This is a genomic window from Nocardioides panacisoli (genome assembly GCF_019448235.1).
Classification (GTDB): Bacteria; Actinomycetota; Actinomycetes; order Propionibacteriales; family Nocardioidaceae; genus Nocardioides; species Nocardioides panacisoli_A.
The window spans coordinates 493,782-511,684 of the sequence record NZ_CP080409.1; the positions used below are offsets into that span (position 1 = coordinate 493,782).

The window sequence follows — 17,903 nt, forward strand, 5'->3', positions numbered from 1 at the left end:
ATGATCACCCTCACCTCGTCGATCACCGCGGTGATCGGCGCCAACGCCGCGAAGCGCAAGAAGGTCGAGCAGGGACTGGGCCTCCACACCGTCGGCGACCTGCTCGACCACTTCCCGCGGCGGTACCTCGACACCGGCAACCTGACCGCCGTCGGTGACCTGCAGGTCGGGCAGATGCTCTGCGTGGTGGGTGAGGTCGTGCAGTGCGACACCCGCACCTACCGCGACCGACGGTCGGGGCGTACGGCATACCGCGTGGAGGCGATGCTGCAGACCGACGGTCCGCGTCTGAAGATGACCTTCTTCGCGAAGAACAAGGGCACCGCGGGATGGCACGCCCGCCGGGTCGCGGTGGGCAACCGCGGCGTCTTCCTCGGCAAGGCGGACCGGTTCCGCGACCAGTGGCAGCTGGTCAACCCGTCGCTGACCGTCTTCGGGATGGCCGACGAGACCGTGGAGGGCGCCCTGCCCGACGAGATCGGGGACCTCTACCCGATCTACCCGCTGACCAAGGGCGTCGAGTCCTGGGACCTCCTCCGGGCCGTGCGGTTCGCCCGCTCGGTCCTCGAGGAGATCCCCGAGGTCCTGCCGCCCCCGGTCCGGGAGAAGTACGCCGTGCTCGACGTCGCGACCGCCTACGACTGGGTCCACACCCCGGCCGACCGGCACCAGGTCACCCGCGCGCTGCACCGCTTCCGCTTCGCCGAGGCCCTGGTCACCCAACTCGTCCTCGGCCGGCGACGCCGCGCGGTGCAGGAGCTGGGCGCCACGATCCGCACCGGCGGCGACGGCGCCCTGGTGACGGCGTTCGACGACCGGCTGCCGTTCGAGCTCACCACGGGCCAGCGTGAGGTGGGGGAGGAGATCACCCGTGACCTCGCCGCACCACACCCGATGAACCGACTGCTCCAGGGTGAGGTCGGCTCGGGCAAGACGCTCGTCGCGCTCCGCGCGATGCTCCGAGTCGTGGACTCCGGTGGCCAGGCCGCTCTCCTGGCGCCGACCGAGGTGCTGGCCCAGCAGCACCACCGCTCGATCAGCGCGATGCTCGGCGAGCTGGGCGAGGGCGGCACCATCTTCGGCTCCGCGGAGGGTACGCGGGTGGACCTGCTGACGGGGTCGATGACCAAGGGCCAGCGCCGGGAGCCGCTGCTGCGCATCGCCAGCGGCGAGGCCGGCATCGTGATCGGCACCCATGCGCTCCTCCAGGACGAGGTCACCTTCGCCGACCTGGGCCTGGTGGTCGTGGACGAGCAGCACCGCTTCGGCGTCGAGCAGCGTGCCGCCCTCACCGAGAAGGCGGTCGTCCCACCGCACCTGCTGGTCATGACCGCGACCCCGATCCCGCGCACGGTGGCGATGACGGTCTTCGGCGACCTCGACGTCTCGACCCTCCGTGAGCTGCCCGGCGGGCGCGCCCCCATCCAGACCAACGTGGTTCCGCTCGCCGAGCAGCCCTCGTGGATCGAGCGGGTGTGGCAACGGGTGCGCGAGGAGGTCGAGGCCGGGCACCAGGTCTACGTCGTGTGCCCTCGGATCTCGGCGGAGGACCTCGAGCTCGGCGTCACCGTCATCGACCACGACGAGGACGGTGAGCCGGTCACCACCGCACCGGGGGAGTCGGCCGCCGTCGAGGACGTCGTACCGCGGCTCACGGCCGGGCCGCTCCCGAACTGCCGGATCGGTCGGCTGCACGGCAAGCTCCCCGCGGAGGAGAAGGACGCCACGATGCGGGCCTTCGCCGCCGGCGAGATCGACGTACTGGTCTCGACGACCGTGATCGAGGTCGGCGTCGACGTCGCCAACGCCACCACGATGGTGATCCTTGACGCGGACCGCTTCGGCGTCTCGCAGCTGCACCAGCTGCGGGGCCGGGTCGGCCGTGGTGGCCACCACGGGTTGTGCCTCCTCGTCAGCCACGCGGAGGACCCCGAGTCGCCGGCCCGGGTGCGTCTCGACGCGGTGGCAGCGAGCTCGGACGGCTTCGCGTTGAGCCGCATCGACCTGGAGCAGCGGCGCGAGGGCGACGTGCTCGGCGCGAGCCAGGCAGGTCGGCGGTCGAGCCTGACGAACCTGAAGGTGCTGCGCGACGAGGACACCATCGTCGACGCGCGGGACGCTGCGGCCGAGTTGCTGGACGAGGACCGGGACCTGGGCCGGTGGCCCCTGCTGGCTGACGCGGTGCGGGAGCTGGAGCTCTCCCAGCAGGGCGACTTCGTGGACAAGTCGTGAGACCGCGGCACGAGGGGCGCCGGGGCGAGGCACCGCAGGAGCCACGAGCGGGGAGCAGGGCGTGACCCGGATCATCGCCGGCAGCGCCGGAGGGCTCCGTCTCGAGACGCCGCGGGGGAGCGGCACCCGACCGACGAGCGACCGCGTCAGGGAGGCGCTCTTCTCCGCGATCGAGTCGCGGTGGGACCTCGACGGCGCGCGCTTCCTCGACCTGTACGCCGGGTCCGGTGCCCTGGGCCTGGAGGCCTGGTCCCGTGGCGCCGAGGCGGTGACCCTCGTCGAGTCCGATCGTCGGGCGGCGGACCTGATCACTGCCAACGCGGCCACGATCGGGTGCCGCGATGCCGAGGTGCTCCACCGGCCCGTCGCCGCCGTGCTCGCTGCCGCCGCGCCACGGGCCTACGACGTCGTCGTCGCCGACCCGCCGTACGCCGTGGACGAGGCCGTGCTGGCCGAGGACCTCGCCTCGCTCGCCACCCACGACTGGCTCGCGCCGGAGGCGCTGGTGGTCGTCGAGCGCAGCGCGCGCAGCCCCGCCCCGACCTGGCCGCCGGGACTCGTGCCGCTCCGTGGGAAGCGGGGACACCGCCGCTACGGCGAGACCGCCCTCTGGTTCGCCGAGTGGCACCCCGAAGTGCACTGAGCCCGGATTGAGGCTTCTCGTGACGCCGCGAGGCGGTGGATCCGGGCCACGCACTACGGTGGCCGCATGCGACGCGCGGTCTGCCCGGGGTCCTTCGACCCGGTCACCAACGGACACATCGACATCTTCCGGCGAGCGGCCGACCTCTTCGACGAGGTGGTCGTCGCGGTCGGCGTCAACAAGTCCAAGACGACCTCCTCGGGCCGGTTCTTCACCCCCGAGGAGCGCATGGCGATGCTCGACGACGCCGTCGCGCCGTGGGACAACGTGCGGGTGCAGGGGTTCAGCGGCCTGGTGACCGACTTCTGCCTCGAGATCGGCGCCCAGGCGATCGTCAAGGGACTCCGTGGCGCCACCGACTACGACTACGAGCTGCAGATGGCGCAGATGAACTCCCACCTGACCGAGGTCGAGACGGTCTTCTTGATGACCGATCCGAGCATGTCGTTCGTGTCCTCCAGCCTCGTCAAGGAGGTCGCGGCGTTCGGCGGCGACGTGGCGGAGTTCGTGCCGCCGCAGGTCCTGTCGGCGCTGACGGAGCGCATCGCCGAGCGTGCTCGTGGCGAGTGACCCGATTTTGCTGCGCCCAGCGCCCGGGCCGTACCATTCAGGGTGATCTGTCGTGACCGGAACCGAAGGTGAACCCCTGACTGAGTTGGACCCCCGAGCGCCGCTCGTGCTCGACACCCGCGAGCTCGGTCGCCGCGCGGGGTCCCAACGCCAGGTGTCGCCCACGGTGCCGGCCCCGGCAGATCTGGGCATCGACGTCCTCTCGGTCGCCGAGGGAGCGCCGGTCGAACTCGACCTGCGCCTCGAAGCGGTCATGGAGGGGGTGTTGGTCACCGGCACGGCCATGGCCGTGGTCGAGGGCGAATGTGCACGGTGCCTGGAGCCGATCCGCGACCCGGTCGAGGTGACGCTGCAGGAGCTGTTCGTCTACGACGATGCCGATGACCAGGACACCCCCGACGGGGAGGACGACGAGACCAGCATGCTCCAGGGGGACCTGCTCGACCTGGAACCCCTGCTGCGGGATGCGGTGGTGCTCGCACTGCCGTTCCAGCCCTTGTGCCGGGAGGACTGTCCCGGGCTGTGCCCCGAGTGCGGGGTGCGCCTGGCCGATGAGCCCGACCACCAGCACGAGGCACCCGTGGACCCGCGGTGGGCGAAGCTGGCCGAGCTGCCGGAACTGGCACGGCTGGACGGCGACGCCGACCGCACGACTGACGAGAACTGACGGTGAAGCACCGGGCGAGGCCCGGCGAGACGAGGAGAAGACAGTGGCTGTTCCCAAGCGGAAGATGTCGCGCAGCAACACGCGGCACCGCCGTTCGCAGTGGAAGGCCGCCGTGCCGACCCTGGTGACCTGCGCCAACCCGACCTGCGGCGCGAAGCACCTGCCGCACCGCGCGTGCGGCACCTGCGGTCAGTACGGCGCGCGGTCCGACCGCCGTCAGGTGCTCTGAACCGGTCGGAGCACCGGGCATCACCGACTACGAGGAGCTGCGTTCGGCGCTCGGGGACCCTGAGTTGGACCCCGAGCTCCTCGAGCGCGCCCTGACACACCGTTCATACGCCTACGAGAACGGTGGCCTCCCGACCAACGAGCGGCTGGAGTTCCTCGGGGACTCCGTGCTCGGACTGGTCGTGACCGAGGCGCTCTACCGGACCCACCCGGACCTCCCCGAGGGCCGGCTGGCCAAGTTGCGGGCGGCCGTGGTCAACGCCCGCGCCCTCGCTGGCGTCGCTCGCGGCATCGCGCTGGGCGAGTACGTCAAGCTCGGCCGCGGCGAGGAGACGACGGGTGGCCGGCAGAAGGACTCGATCCTCGCCGACACGACCGAGGCCGTGCTCGGTGCGGTGCACCTCAGCGGCGGCATCGAGGTCTCCAGCGTCGTCGTGCACCGCCTGTTCGACCCGCTGCTGGACGAGGCGTCCGGTCTGGGCGCCGGGCTGGACTGGAAGACCTCCCTGCAGGAGCTGACCGCCGAGCACGAGCTCGGCGTCCCCGAGTACGTCATCACCGACGACGGCCCGGACCACCAGAAGACCTTCACCGCCCAGGTGCGCGTGGGGGAGCGGCTCTTCGGTGCTGGCACCGGCCGCTCCAAGAAGGAGGCCGAGCAGGGGGCCGCCGAGGCGGCGTACGGCGACATCGCCGAGGAGTACGGCGTCCCCACCGGCGACACTGCCGCGGACTGAGCTCCGCCGTGCCCGAGCTTCCCGAGGTCGAGGTCGTGCGCGCCGGCCTGGCCCGACACGTCGTCGGCGCCCGCATCTCCCGCGTCGAGGTGCTGCATCCGCGGCCCGTACGCCGCGATCCGCGTGGTCCCGCGGGGTTCGCGGCCGCCCTCACCGGCCGCCAGGTGATGGCCGCCCGGCGCCGCGGCAAGTACTTCTGGCTGCCGCTGGACAGTGGCGACGCGCTGTTGGGGCACCTGGGCATGAGCGGCCAGATGTTGGTGCAGCCGGGCGGAGCTCCGCCGGAGCGACACCTGCGGGTCCGGTTCGGCCTCGCCGGCGCCAACGAGGCCGCCAGCGAGCTGCGGTTCGTGGACCAGCGCATGTTCGGCGGCCTCTCGGTCAGCAGCGGGGGAGCGGAGGTGCCGGTGGAGATCGCCCACATCGCGCGCGACCCGCTCGACCCGGACTTCGACATCGACGACTTCGTGCGCCGGGTCCGGCGGCGCCGGTCGGCGATCAAGCGCCTGCTGCTGGACCAGTCGCTGGTCTCGGGCGTGGGCAACATCTATGCCGACGAGGCGCTGTGGCGGGCCCGCCTCCACGGTGAGCGGCGGGGGGACCGGCTGCGGGGACCGCAGCTGCGCGAGCTCGTTGCGCACGTGCGCGACGTCATGGTCGAGGCGCTGGTCCAGGGCGGCACCAGCTTCGATGCGCTCTACGTCAACGTCAACGGCCAGTCGGGCTACTTCGACCGCTCGCTGCACGCCTACGGCCGCGAGGGCGAGCCCTGCGGCCGGTGCGGTGCGCCGATCCGTCGGGTCGCGTTCACCAACCGGTCCTCCTACTTCTGCCCGCGGTGCCAGCGGGCCCCCCGGCCGTGACGGCGACGGCGCCGTCGTGTATTTGACCACGCCCGATTCCGGTGGGACTCTTGGAGATGGCCCACTCTGGGGCCGCGTTCCCCTCGACGGAAGGCTGCACATTCATGGCCAAGGCGTTGGTCGGCCACCTGAACAGCGATCTGCGTGACCCCCGGCTCGCTCTCGAGAACGCGCGACTGCGCACCCGCGTCGCCGAGCTCGAGTCGCTCGTCCTCCGCCTGAGCGAGGAGAACGACGAGCTGATGGCGGGCCGCGCGGCGGACCTGCTGGCCGACAGCTCGCAGGAGATGCAGCCGGTCTGAGGCCGGCGCCGCACCTCTCGCGCTGATCGACCGCTCCACGACGGTGGAGCGGTCCCGGCGGCGACCCCGTGTCGCCCCGCGGCGCCTCCCCGGACCGGTGCCTCCGGGACGCTAGGGTGGCGACCACGCTGAGCTTCCCCGTGCGGTGTCTGCCACGATGTCGCGCTCAGCACACTGGCCATGACCGTCGGCAGTACCGAGTTTGGGGAGCTGCACGTTGTACCTGAAGAGCCTGACCCTCAAGGGGTTCAAGTCCTTCGCCTCGGCGACCACGCTGCAGCTCGAACCGGGCATCACCTGCATCGTCGGTCCCAACGGCTCCGGCAAGTCCAACGTCGTCGACGCCCTCGCCTGGGTCATGGGCGAGCAGGGCGCCAAGTCGCTGCGCGGCGGCAAGATGGAGGACGTCATCTTCGCCGGCACCTCCGGCCGTCCGCCACTGGGGCGTGCCGAGGTCTCCCTCACCATCGACAACGCCGACGGTGCCCTGCCGATCGAGTACGCCGAGGTGACCATCACCCGGACCATGTTCCGCACCGGCGGCTCGGAGTACGCCATCAACGGCTCGACCTGCCGCCTGCTCGACGTCCAGGAGCTGCTGAGCGACTCCGGCATCGGCCGCGAGATGCACGTCATCGTCGGGCAGGGCCAGCTCGACCAGATCCTCCACGCGACGCCCGAGGACCGGCGCGGCTTCATCGAGGAGGCCGCCGGCGTCCTCAAGCACCGCAAGCGCAAGGAGAAGGCGCTGCGGAAGCTGGACTCCACCGAGGGCAACCTGACCCGCCTCAGTGACCTGCTCAGCGAGATCCGCCGCCAGCTCAAGCCACTGGGGCGCCAGGCCGAGGTCGCGCGCAAGGCGGTCTCGATCCAGGCCGCGGCCCGCGACGCGAAGGCCCGCCTCCTCGCCGACGACCTGGTGACCGCCCGCGGCGAGCTGGAGCGCGAGCTCGAGGACGAGCACGTGCTCATCGCCCGCCGCGAGGAGGTCGAGCAGCAGCTTGCGCAGGCGCGGGAGGCCGAGGCCGGGTTCGAGGCGGCGCTGCGGGAGGACCTGCCGGCGCTGTCGGCGGCCCAGGACGCGCTCTCGCAGCTCGGCGCCCTCCGCGAGCGGCTGCGTGGCACCCAGGGACTGGCCGCGGAGCGGATGCGCAACGCCGCGTCGGTCAGCGAGGACGACGGGCAGGGCGAGCACGGTCGCGATCCCGAGGAGCTCGATGCCGAGGCCGAGCGGCTGGCGGCCCAGGAGGCAGAGATCGCCGCACTGGTCGCCGAGCAGCAGGCCGCGCTCGACGACGCGGTGGCCGGACGCAAGCAGTCCGAGGAGGCGGCGGCCAACGAGGAGCGCCGGGTCGCCGGACTCCTGCGTGCCGCTGCGGACCGGCGGGAGGGGCTCGCCCGGCTCCAGGGCAAGGCGAATGCGCTGCGCTCGCGCGCGACCGCTGCCGAGGAGGAGGTCGGCCGCCTCGAGGCCGCCCGCGCCGACGCACTCACCCGCGCCGAGCGCGCCCGGGGCGACTTCACCGCGCTCGAGACCCAGGTGGCCGGCCTGGACGCCGGCGAGGAGGGGCTCGACGCCGACCACGAGGCGGCGGCCGCAGCACTGGCCGACGTCGACGACCGCCTCACCAAGGTGCGCGAGGAGGCCCAGCAGGCCGAGCGCGACCGTTCCGCCCTGACGGCCCGGCGGGAAGCGCTCGAGATGGGGCTGTCCCGCAAGGACGGCGCCGGTGCGCTGCTCGCCGCCAGCGACGACCTCTCCGGACTGTTGGGGTCGGTGGCGGCCCTGATCTCGGTCCGTTCGGGCCACGAGACCGCCATCGCCTCCGCGCTGGGGGCAGCCGCCAACGCCGTGGCGGTGACCGATGCCGACGCCGCGGTCGCCGCGATCGACCACCTCAAGACCGACGACCTCGGACGTGCCGGTCTCCTCCTCGGCGGCGGTGCCACGGACCGGTCGGACTGGCCCGCCCTGCCCTCCGGCGCGACGTACGCCGCCGACGTCGTCGACTGCCCCGCCGACGTCCGCTCCGGACTCACCCAGCTGCTGCGCAAGACCGTGGTCGTCGACGACCTCAGCGCTGCGCGGGCCGTCGTGGCCGACCTGCCCGACGTCGTCGCCGTCACCCGCGACGGTGACCTGTTGGGCACCCACTTCGCCTCCGGCGGCTCGACCGAGGAGCAGAGCCTCATCGAGATCCAGGCCGCCGTCGACGAGGCCGCCGAGCAGCTGACCGAGGCCACCGCGGCCAGTGAGCGCCTGACCTTCGACCTGTCCCGGCTGGAGTCCGAGCGCGAGGAGGTCCAGCACCGCGTCGACGTCGCGCTCGCCAAGCTGCACGAGTCCGACGCCACGCTCGCCGCCGTCGCCGAGGAGCTGGCCCAGCACGGCGCGGTCGCCCGCTCCGCGCGCGAGGAGGCCGAGCGCCTGGCCGAGGCCATCGAGGAGGCCGGGGCGGCCCGGGAGCAGGCGCTCGCCGGGCTGCGCGACCTCGAGGAGCGGCTCGCCACGGCCGAGGACGAGGACGAGGAGGAGCCCGACACCGACGAGCAGGAGCGCCTGACCAACGCGGCCCAGGCGGCTCGCCAGGGCGAGATGGAGGCCCGGCTCGCCCTGCGCACGTCGGAGGAGCGCGGTCGCGCGCTGCACGGGCGCGTCGACCAGATGCGTGCCGCCGCGCGTGCCGAGCGTGAGGCACGAGCCCGCGCCGCCGAGCGCCGCGAGCGGCTGCTCCGCGAGGGGCGCGCCGGCGAGGTCGTCTCGGCCGCCGTCGGCTACGTGCTCGAGCAGCTGGACGGGTCGCTGGAACGCGCCCGCCGTGAGCGCGAGGAGATCGAGGCCTCCCGCCGGGGACGGGAGCAGGAGCTCGTCGCCGTGCGTGGCCGCGCCCGCGAGCTGGACAAGGAGCACAACGAGCTCGTCAACTCCGTGCACCGTGACGAGATGGCCCGGACCCAGCAGCGGATGCGGATCGAGCAGATCGAGGGCCGTGTCATGGACGAGCTCGGACTCGATCCCGAGGGGCTCGTGACCGACTACGGGCCGGACCAGCCGGTGCCGGCGCCCGCCGAGGAGCATGACGGGCCGCCGGCCGCCACCGACGCGGACGGCGTACCCCAGCCCGGCGCGGTCGAGGGCGGCGAGCCCGGCATCGGGGACGACGAGGTCCCGACCGTGCCGTTCGTGCGCGAGGAGCAGGAGAAGCGACTGCGCAAGGCCGAGCGCGAGCTGCGCACCCTGGGCAAGGTCAACCCGCTCGCGCTGGAGGAGTTCAGCGCCCTGGAGGAGCGACACAAGTTCCTGACTGAGCAGCTGGAGGACCTCAAGGCCACGCGGAAGGACCTGCTCGACATCGTCAAGGAGGTCGACGCCAAGGTCGAGGAGGTCTTCAGTGAGGCCTACCGCGACGTGGCGGCCGCCTTCGACGAGACCTTTGCCCGGCTCTTCCCGGGCGGTGAGGGCCGGCTCGTCCTCACCGAGCCGAACGACCTGCTCGCGACCGGCGTGGAGGTCGAGGCGCGTCCCGCCGGCAAGAAGGTCAAGCGGCTCTCGCTGCTCTCCGGCGGTGAGCGGTCGCTGGTGGCCGTCGCCTTCCTGGTCTCGCTGTTCAAGGCCCGCCCGTCGCCGTTCTACATCCTCGACGAGGTCGAGGCCGCGCTCGACGACACCAACCTGGGCCGCCTGCTGCAGATCTATGAGGAGCTGCGCGAGAACTCCCAGCTCCTGGTCATCACGCACCAGAAGCGCACCATGGAGGTCGCCGACGCGCTGTACGGCGTCACGATGCGCGGTGACGGTGTGACCACCGTGATCAGCCAGCGCCTGCGCGAGGCGGAGTCCGCCTGACCATGGCTCGCGAGGCACGTGCCCCCCGTCCCACCCGGTCCGACTTCGTGGCGTGGCGGGTCGCGACGACCAGGTGGGCCGACGACGACGTCTACGGGCACATGAACAACGCCCGGTACTTCGAGCTCATCGACACCGCGGTCAACGCGCACCTGGCCGAGGCGACCGGCACCGACATCCGCCGCCTGCCCGCCATCGGGGTCGTCGCGGAGGTCTCGTGCCGCTACTTCCGCGAGGTGGGCTACCCCGCACCCATCGACCTCGGCCTCGCCGTCGAGCGGCTCGGCACCTCCTCGGTCACCTATCGCATCGGCATCTTCCAGGGCGACCCCGACGGCAGCGGGGCCGAGGCGGCCGCCGAGGGACGGTTCGTCCACGTCTACGTCGACAACGAGGACCCGGCGCGTCCCTCGACGCCGATCCCGGACGCCATCCGCGCCGCGGTCGCACCCCTGGCGGTGTGACCTCGGTCTCCTCGCGCTCGAGCGGCTCGTGGATGCACGGTCGCGTGACGGCGCCCCGTAGGCTGTCACCGCAGTTGGTCGAGGCTGCACTCACCGCTCGGGAGGGAACTCGTGCTGACCATCATCATTGCGATGGTGCTGATCCTGGTCGTCTCCGGCCTGGTCATCACCTACGTCGCCTTCCCGCACCGCGGACAGGACGTGCCACGCGCGTCGTGGCTGGGTGCGGCGATGACCCGCACCGTGGCGCGTGCGCCCGTGCTCCCGGCCCAGGACGACGGACAGCGCGACACCGCTGCACGCCACCTGCTGCAACGCTGAGTCGACGCCGCTGAAACACTGCCGCCATGGAGTGGCTCTACCTCGTCATCGGTCTCGCCGTCCTCGGTGTCCTGGTCCTCGCCGGGTTCGTCACCACGCGGACGCGTCGTACGCCGCCCGCGTCGGGCGGGGACACCCTCGCGCCGCCGCGCGAGGACACGGCGCCGACCGGCACCGACACTGCTGCACCCGAGGCCCCGGAGGTCGCCGAGGCCCCGGCGCCGACGCCGACGCTGGAGCAGCCCGAACGCCCCGCGTCGCGGCTGGTGCGCCTGCGCCAGCGACTGGCGGGCCAGGGCACGCTCGGTCAGGGCCTGCTCGGCCTCCTCAGCCGCGACCGGCTCGACGAGGACACCTGGGAGGACATCGAGGACCTCCTCATCGGCGCCGACATCGGCGTCGGCCCCACCCAGGAGCTGGTCGAGCGCCTGCGCACGCGGCTGCGGGTCGAGGGGGGCGAGGCCGCCGACGCCAGGGCCGTACTCCGCGAGGAGCTGATCAACCTCATCGGTCCTGACGAGGATCGTGCGCTCCGGGTCTCCGGTGAGGGCGAGCAGCCCGGCGTGGTGATGATGGTCGGCGTCAACGGCACCGGCAAGACCACCACCGTCGGCAAGCTCGGCCGCATCCTCGTCGCCGAGGACCGCACGGCACTCCTCGCGGCGGCCGACACCTTCCGCGCCGCCGCTGCCGACCAGCTCGAGACCTGGGGGGAGCGTGTGGGGCTCGAGGTCGTCCGTGGCCCCGAGGGCGGTGACCCGGCCTCGGTGGCGTTCGACGCGGTGCAGCGCGGGACCTCCGCCGGCGTGGACACCGTCGTCGTCGACACGGCGGGACGCCTGCAGAACAAGCAGGACCTCATGGACGAGCTCGGCAAGGTCAAGCGCGTCATCGAGAAGCAGGTGCCCGTCACCGAGGTGCTGCTGGTGCTCGATGCCACCACGGGCCAGAACGGCATGATCCAGGCCAAGGTCTTCTCCGAGGTCGTCGACGTCAGCGGCATCGTGCTGACCAAGCTGGACGGCTCCGCCAAGGGCGGCATCGTGGTCGCGGTCCAGCGCGAGCTCGGGGTCCCCGTGAAGCTCGTCGGCCTGGGCGAGGGGCCCGACGACCTCGCTCCGTTCGACCCCGGCGCCTTCGTCGACGCCCTGCTCGGCGGCTCCTGAGGAGGCTCCGGCGGCGGCCGGAGAACCTGTTACACGGCTGAAACATGCCACGCGGCGTCCGGAAACCTGCGGACCCGAAGGTGGGCGGTGATCCGGACGGGTGCCGCCTCGCGGCCCGTCACCCCGACCACGGTGAGGTCCGTTGCAGATGAATCCGATGGTGGACGTCGATCCCGGCCTGAACGCCTGGATGTTGATGTCGGCGACCCTGGTGTTGTTGATGACGCCGGCGCTGGCCTTCTTCTACGGCGGCATGGTCCGCTCGAAGTCCGTGCTGAACATGATGATGATGTCCTTCACCGCGATGGGCATCGTCGGTGTCGTCTACGTGCTGTGGGGCTGGTCGATGTCCTACCCGGTCGACAGCACCATCGGACCGTTCTCCGGCAGCCCGTTCGAGTTCTTCGGCCTGCGTGACTCCGTCACCGACGCCGACGGGGCCTACATCCTCTACGACGACGGCCTCGCCCAGGTGGTCGACATCGGCTTCCAGGCGACCTTCGCCATCATCACCGTCGCGCTGATCAGCGGCGCGATCGCCGATCGCGTCCGGTTCAGCGCCTGGGTGGCGTTCGTCCCGGTGTGGGTCACGCTCGCCTTCTTCCCGATGGCCTACATGGTCTGGGGCGGCGGCTTCCTCGGCGAGGGCGAGGGCGGCCTGGCCGCGCTGCTGTTCGGCACCGTCGAGTCCGGGGGCGAGATGGTCGCCGCCGTGGCACCGGTCGACCTCGCCGGTGGCACGACCGTGCACATCAACGCCGGTGTCGCGGGCCTGGTGCTCGCGCTGCTGGTCGGCCTGCGCAAGGGGTTCGGCAAGGAGCCGATGAAGCCCCACAACCTGCCGTTCGTGATGCTCGGCGCCGGACTGCTGTGGTTCGGCTGGTTCGGGTTCAATGCGGGATCGGCGTACGCCGCCGACGGCTCGGCCGGACTGGTCTGGGTCAACACACTGGTCTCGACCTGTGCCGCCATCCTCGGCTGGCTCGTGGTGGAGAAGGTGCGCGACGGCGAGGCCACCTCGCTCGGCGCCGCGTCGGGCATCGTGGCCGGCCTGGTCGCCATCACGCCCGCCTGCGGTGCGGTGAGCCCGGTCGGCGCGATCTTCGTCGGTGCCCTGGCCGGCGTGCTGTGTGCGCTGGCGGTGGGCCTGAAGTTCCGCTTCGGGTTCGACGACTCCCTCGACGTCGTCGGCGTCCACCTCGTCGGGGGCCTGGTCGGCACGCTCGCGATCGGCCTGGTGGCCACCGACGGTGGCCTCCTCTACGGCGACGGGGGCAAGCTCTTCGTCGTCCAGCTCGCGGTCGCCGTGTTCGCGATGATCTGGAGCGCGGCCGCCACGCTGCTGATCGGCCTGCCCATCAAGTACACCCTGGGCTGGCGCATCCCCGAGGAGGACGAGGTCAACGGCATCGACCTCGTCGAGCACGGGGAGACCGCCTATGACTACGTCAACCTCGGCGGCTCGCGCCGCTCCGGCATCACCACGGGAGGATTCTGAGCATGAAGCTCGTCACCGCCGTCATCAAGCCCCACAAGTGGGAGGACGTCCGCGAGGCGCTGGAGACCTTCGGCGTCACCGGCATGACCGTCAGTGAGGTCAGCGGCTACGGCCGCCAGAAGGGCCACACCGAGGTCTACCGGGGCGCGGAGTACGACATCGCCCTGGTGCCGAAGATCCGCATCGAGATCGTCGTCGACGACGCCGACGTGGCCGACATCGTCGACATCGTCGCCCGGACCGCGCAGACCGGCCGGATCGGCGACGGCAAGGTCTGGGTCAGCCCGATCGAGACCGTCGTCCGGGTGCGCACCGGCGACAAGGACTCCGCGGCCATCTGAGCCGCGGGACTCCTGGGTGAGCGCCGCAGGACGGGCCGAGCGGACCGCCGCCGCCGACGAGCTCTGCACGCGTGCCTACGCCGACGCCGGCGCCCCCGACGTCGGCGTCGCGCTCATCGCGGTCGGCGGGTACGGCCGGGGCGAGCTCGCGCCGTACTCCGACCTCGACGTGGTGCTCGTCCACGACGAGGACGCCGAGCTGGGCGAGTGGGCCCAGGACCTCTGGTACCCGCTGTGGGACTCCGGGGCCCGCCTGGACCACTCGGTGCGGACCATGACGGAGATGTCGGAGGTGGCGCGCACCGACCTGAAGGTCGCGTTCGGGCTGCTCGACATCCGTCACCTCGCCGGCGACCCGAACCTCACGCTGCGCCTGCGCACCGTCACCCTGGCGGCGTGGCGGCACCGGGCCCGTGAACGGGTGCCGGCACTGCACGACCTGGTCCGGTCCCGCCACCGGTTGATCGGCGAGATCGCCCACGCCGCCGTCCCCGACCTCAAGGAGGGGGAGGGGGGACTGCGCGACGCGGGTGTCCTGAAGGGGCTCGGCGCGACCTGGCTGGTCGACGTGCCCGTTGCCGACATCGAGCGGTGCCGCCAGCAGCTGCTCGACGTCCGCGACGTACTCCACGAGTCGGCCGGACGCGCGACCGACCGCGTCGCGCCGGAGCACTGGGCACCGGTCGCGGAGGGACTCGACCTCGCCGACGACCGCGCCGCCCAGCGTCACGTGCGACTCCTCGGACGGCGCATCTCCCACCTCTCGCGCCTGGTGTGGCGGCGTGCCGACGACGCGGTCACGCGGCGTCCCGCCGGTCGACCGCGACGCCCACGGCTCGAACCGGTCGCCCGCGGCGTGGCGGTGTCCCGGGGGGAGATCGTGCTGGACCGCAGCGCCCGTCCCACACAGGACCCCGCGCTGCTGCTGCGGGCCGCCGCTGCAGCCGCCGAGCGCGACCTCGTGCTGGCGCCACCGACGGCCGCCCGCCTCGTGCGGGAGGGTGCGCCGCTCGGGGATCCCTGGCCGGAGGAGGCACGCGACCTGATGGTGCGGCTGCTGGCCGCCGGTCCCGGGCTGCTGCCGGTCTGGGAGACGCTGGAGGAGACTGGCGCGCTGGCACAGGTGCTCCCGGAGTGGGAGCGCATCCGGCTGCTGCCGCACGCCTCGGAGATCCATCGCTTCACCGTGGACCGCCACGTCATCGAGACCTGCGTCGAGGCCTCGGCCCTCATCCGCGGCGTCTCGCGGCCCGACGTACTGCTGGTGGCGGCCCTCCTCCACGACATCGGCAAGGGCGGGCTCACCGAGCACAGCGTCGCGGGGGAGCCGATCGCGCGCGACGTCGCCACCCGGATGGGGTTCGCCGAGGAGGAGGTCGCGTTGATCGCGCAGCTGGTGCGCTGGCACCTCCTGCTCGCCCGCACCGCGACCACCCGTGACCTGGAGGACCCGGCCACCATCGCGACCCTGACCGACCGCGTCGCGACCGGCGAGGCGCTCGACCTGCTCACCGCGCTCACCGAGGCCGACGCGAAGGCGACGGCGCCCCAGGCCTGGACGGCTTGGCGTGCCGGCCTGGTCCACAACCTCGCGCAGCGCGCCCAGGCCTCGCTGGCCCACGGCGCGGTGCCGCCGGCGATGCTCACCGACGAGGTGGCGGTCCCCGACGAGGTGCACGGCGGCGGCACGAGCTTCACCGTGGAGGACGTGGCCGACGGTGCGCGCGTCACCGTGGTGGCCCCGGACCGGGTCGGGCTGCTCGCCGACATCGCCGCCACGTTCGCACTGCAGCGGATCCCGGTCCGTGCCGCGCGCGTCTGGTCACAGGGGGAGTACGGCGTCTCGGTGTGGGACGTCGCCGACGACCAGCTGACCGCGGGGGTGCTCCGCGGCCGGCACGACGCGGTGGTGCACCGTCGCATCGACCCCGCGGAGCGCCTGTCCCCACGCCCCGACGCCAGTGGCCTCGCCCCGACGGTCGTGGTCCGCCCCGAGGCCAGTGACCACGCCACGGTCATCGAGGTGCGGGCGGGGGACCGGGTCGGCGTCGCCTACCTGGTGAGTGCGGCGCTCGCGGCCCTGGACATGACCGTCCGCTCCGCCCACGTCTCCACCCTCGGGCCGCAGGCGGTCGACGTGTTCTACGTCCAGGAGGTCGCGGCCGGTGCCCTCTCCGACACCCGTGCCGCGGACGCCGCCCACGCGGTGCGCGCCGCGCTCGCCGGCTGACCGACGCGCCCCGCCGGGGCCGAGCACGGCGCTGGCTGCGCACGAGGCAGCCGGCGCCCGTAGACTCGAGCCCTGACCGACCGAGCCCTGGGCTCGCTGCCACCACGAGGGAAGTTTCTTGTTCGCCACACTGTCCGACCGCCTGTCCGACACCTTCAAGAACCTCCGGGGCAAGGGCAAGCTCTCCGAGGCCGACATCGATGCGACCGCACGCGAGATCCGCATCGCGCTGCTGGAGGCCGACGTCGCGCTCCCGGTGGTCAAGGACTTCGTCCGCGCCGTCAAGGAGCGTGCCCGCGGCGAGGAGGTCAGCCAGGCCCTGAACCCGGCCCAGCAGGTCATCAAGATCGTCAACGACGAGCTGGTGACCATCCTGGGCGGCGAGACCCGACGGCTGCGGTTCGCCAAGTCCGGCCCGACCGTGATCATGCTCGCCGGCCTCCAGGGCGCCGGCAAGACCACGCTGGCCGCCAAGCTCGCGCTCTGGCTCAAGGACCAGGACAAGACACCGATGCTGGCCGCGTGCGACCTGCAGCGGCCCAACGCGGTCAACCAGCTCCAGGTCAACGGGGAGCGCGCCGGCGTACCGGTCTTCGCGCCCGAGCCGGGCAACGGCACCGGCGACCCCGTGGCGGTGGCGAAGGAGTCGATCGAGGAGGCCAAGCGCAAGCTGCACGACGTCGTCATCGTCGACACCGCGGGTCGCCTCGGTGTCGACGCGGAGATGATGGACCAGGCAGCGGCGATCCGCGACGCCGTCCAGCCCGACGAGATCCTCTTCGTCGTCGACGCGATGATCGGTCAGGACGCACTCGCGACCGCGCAGGCGTTCCTCGACGGAGTCGGGTACGACGGTGTCGTCCTCACCAAGCTCGACGGTGACGCCCGCGGTGGCGCTGCCCTGTCGATCCGGCAGGTCACCGGGAAGCCGGTCATGTTCGCCTCCTCGGGGGAGAAGCTGACCGACTTCGATGCCTTCCACCCCGACCGGATGGCCTCGCGGATCCTCGACATGGGCGACATGCTCACCCTGATCGAGCAGGCCGAGAAGACCTTCGACCAGGAGCAGGCGCTCAAGGCCGCCGACAAGCTCGCCGGCCGGGGCGACGGCCAGTTCACCCTCGACGACTTCCTCGAGCAGATGCAGCAGGTCAAGAAGCTCGGCTCGATGACCAAGATCCTGCAGATGCTGCCCGGTATGGGCCAGATGCGGGAGCAGCTGGAGAACTTCGACGACCGCGAGATCGACCGGATCGAGGCGATCATCTGCTCGATGACGCCGGCCGAGCGCGCCAACCCCAAGATCATCGACGGTTCGCGGCGTGCCCGCATCGCCAAGGGCTCCGGCCGCGCGGTCAGTGACGTGAACCAGCTGGTCGACCGCTTCTTCGAGGCCCGCAAGATGATGGAGCAGATGGCCCGCGGCGGCGGGATGCCCGGGATGCCGGGAATGCCCGGCGGCGGCATGCCGGGCGCGCCCGGACCCGGCAAGCGCTCCAAGGCCAAGCAGAAGAAGGGCAAGGCCAAGCAGAAGAAGGGACGCTCGGGCAACCCCGCCAAGGCGGCCCAGCAGGCGGCGGCAGAGAAGGAGAAGGCCAGCGAGGCCACGCCGAACCCGTTCGGCATCGGCGAGGAGATCGATTACGAGAAGGCCGCGGCCGATCTCGACCTGCCCAGCGACTTCTCCAAGTACCTGAAGTGATCGCGCAGCGGAGCGCGAGCTCGCGATGCTTGCAGGGTCGAGTATCCGTCGTGAGGAACGAGCGCCGGATGTATCGAGACCCGTGCCGCGTG

16 protein-coding genes are annotated in these 17,903 nt (G+C 72.2%); all 16 read left to right on the forward strand.

Features of this window, described 5'->3' with window-relative positions:
- The 16 genes from KUV85_RS02435 (at position 1) to ffh (ending at position 17,811) form a co-directional block, all read left to right on the forward strand.
- Positions 1-2,232: an ATP-dependent DNA helicase RecG gene (locus tag KUV85_RS02435; RefSeq protein WP_219961627.1), complete on the forward strand. Its 2,232-nt coding sequence runs from the start codon at positions 1-3 to the stop codon at positions 2,230-2,232.
- A 61-nt stretch (positions 2,233-2,293) separates the two neighbouring features.
- Entirely contained in the window at positions 2,294-2,875 is a 582-nt protein-coding gene (gene rsmD, locus KUV85_RS02440) for a 16S rRNA (guanine(966)-N(2))-methyltransferase RsmD (protein ID WP_219961628.1), read from the forward strand.
- Between the two features lie 66 nt (positions 2,876-2,941).
- Positions 2,942-3,445, forward strand: a complete 504-nt coding sequence (gene coaD, locus KUV85_RS02445; protein ID WP_219961629.1) for a pantetheine-phosphate adenylyltransferase — start codon at positions 2,942-2,944, stop codon at positions 3,443-3,445.
- 52 nt (positions 3,446-3,497) lie between these two features.
- The gene (locus KUV85_RS02450) at positions 3,498-4,112 is read left to right on the forward strand and encodes a YceD family protein (protein WP_219961630.1); all 615 of its coding nucleotides are present in this window, start codon (positions 3,498-3,500) and stop codon (positions 4,110-4,112) included.
- Positions 4,113-4,155: 43 nt separating this feature from the next.
- Positions 4,156-4,341 (forward strand): 50S ribosomal protein L32, encoded by a 186-nt coding sequence (gene rpmF / locus KUV85_RS02455; RefSeq protein ID WP_219961631.1) that lies wholly within the window; start codon positions 4,156-4,158, stop codon positions 4,339-4,341.
- Between the two features lie 19 nt (positions 4,342-4,360).
- Positions 4,361-5,077, forward strand: coding sequence for a ribonuclease III (gene rnc, locus KUV85_RS02460; RefSeq protein ID WP_237690235.1), 717 nt, complete (start codon positions 4,361-4,363; stop codon positions 5,075-5,077).
- 8 nt (positions 5,078-5,085) lie between these two features.
- The gene (gene mutM, locus KUV85_RS02465) at positions 5,086-5,940 is read left to right on the forward strand and encodes a bifunctional DNA-formamidopyrimidine glycosylase/DNA-(apurinic or apyrimidinic site) lyase (RefSeq protein ID WP_219961633.1); all 855 of its coding nucleotides are present in this window, start codon (positions 5,086-5,088) and stop codon (positions 5,938-5,940) included.
- A 104-nt stretch (positions 5,941-6,044) separates the two neighbouring features.
- Positions 6,045-6,242 carry a hypothetical protein gene (locus KUV85_RS02470; protein ID WP_219961634.1) on the forward strand — a complete coding sequence of 66 codons (198 nt, stop codon included), beginning with the start codon at positions 6,045-6,047 and terminating at the stop codon, positions 6,240-6,242.
- A gap of 217 nt (positions 6,243-6,459) precedes the next feature.
- The gene (smc, locus tag KUV85_RS02475; RefSeq protein WP_219961635.1) at positions 6,460-10,089 is read left to right on the forward strand and encodes a chromosome segregation protein SMC; all 3,630 of its coding nucleotides are present in this window, start codon (positions 6,460-6,462) and stop codon (positions 10,087-10,089) included.
- A gap of 2 nt (positions 10,090-10,091) precedes the next feature.
- On the forward strand, positions 10,092-10,553 hold the full coding sequence (locus tag KUV85_RS02480; protein ID WP_219961636.1) for an acyl-CoA thioesterase: 462 nt from the start codon (positions 10,092-10,094) through the stop codon (positions 10,551-10,553).
- A 111-nt stretch (positions 10,554-10,664) separates the two neighbouring features.
- Entirely contained in the window at positions 10,665-10,874 is a 210-nt protein-coding gene (locus KUV85_RS02485) for a hypothetical protein (RefSeq protein ID WP_219961637.1), read from the forward strand.
- Positions 10,875-10,900: 26 nt separating this feature from the next.
- Positions 10,901-12,040 carry a signal recognition particle-docking protein FtsY gene (gene ftsY / locus KUV85_RS02490; protein ID WP_219961638.1) on the forward strand — a complete coding sequence of 380 codons (1,140 nt, stop codon included), beginning with the start codon at positions 10,901-10,903 and terminating at the stop codon, positions 12,038-12,040.
- Positions 12,041-12,188: 148 nt separating this feature from the next.
- Positions 12,189-13,538 carry an ammonium transporter gene (locus KUV85_RS02495; protein ID WP_219961639.1) on the forward strand — a complete coding sequence of 450 codons (1,350 nt, stop codon included), beginning with the start codon at positions 12,189-12,191 and terminating at the stop codon, positions 13,536-13,538.
- A gap of 2 nt (positions 13,539-13,540) precedes the next feature.
- A complete protein-coding gene (locus KUV85_RS02500; RefSeq protein WP_219961640.1) occupies positions 13,541-13,879 on the forward strand; it encodes a P-II family nitrogen regulator in 339 nt (112 codons plus the stop codon).
- A gap of 16 nt (positions 13,880-13,895) precedes the next feature.
- Positions 13,896-16,109, forward strand: coding sequence for a [protein-PII] uridylyltransferase (locus KUV85_RS02505; protein ID WP_219961641.1), 2,214 nt, complete (start codon positions 13,896-13,898; stop codon positions 16,107-16,109).
- 118 nt (positions 16,110-16,227) lie between these two features.
- Positions 16,228-17,811, forward strand: coding sequence for a signal recognition particle protein (ffh, locus tag KUV85_RS02510; protein WP_219961642.1), 1,584 nt, complete (start codon positions 16,228-16,230; stop codon positions 17,809-17,811).
- Positions 17,812-17,903: the final 92 nt, after the last annotated feature.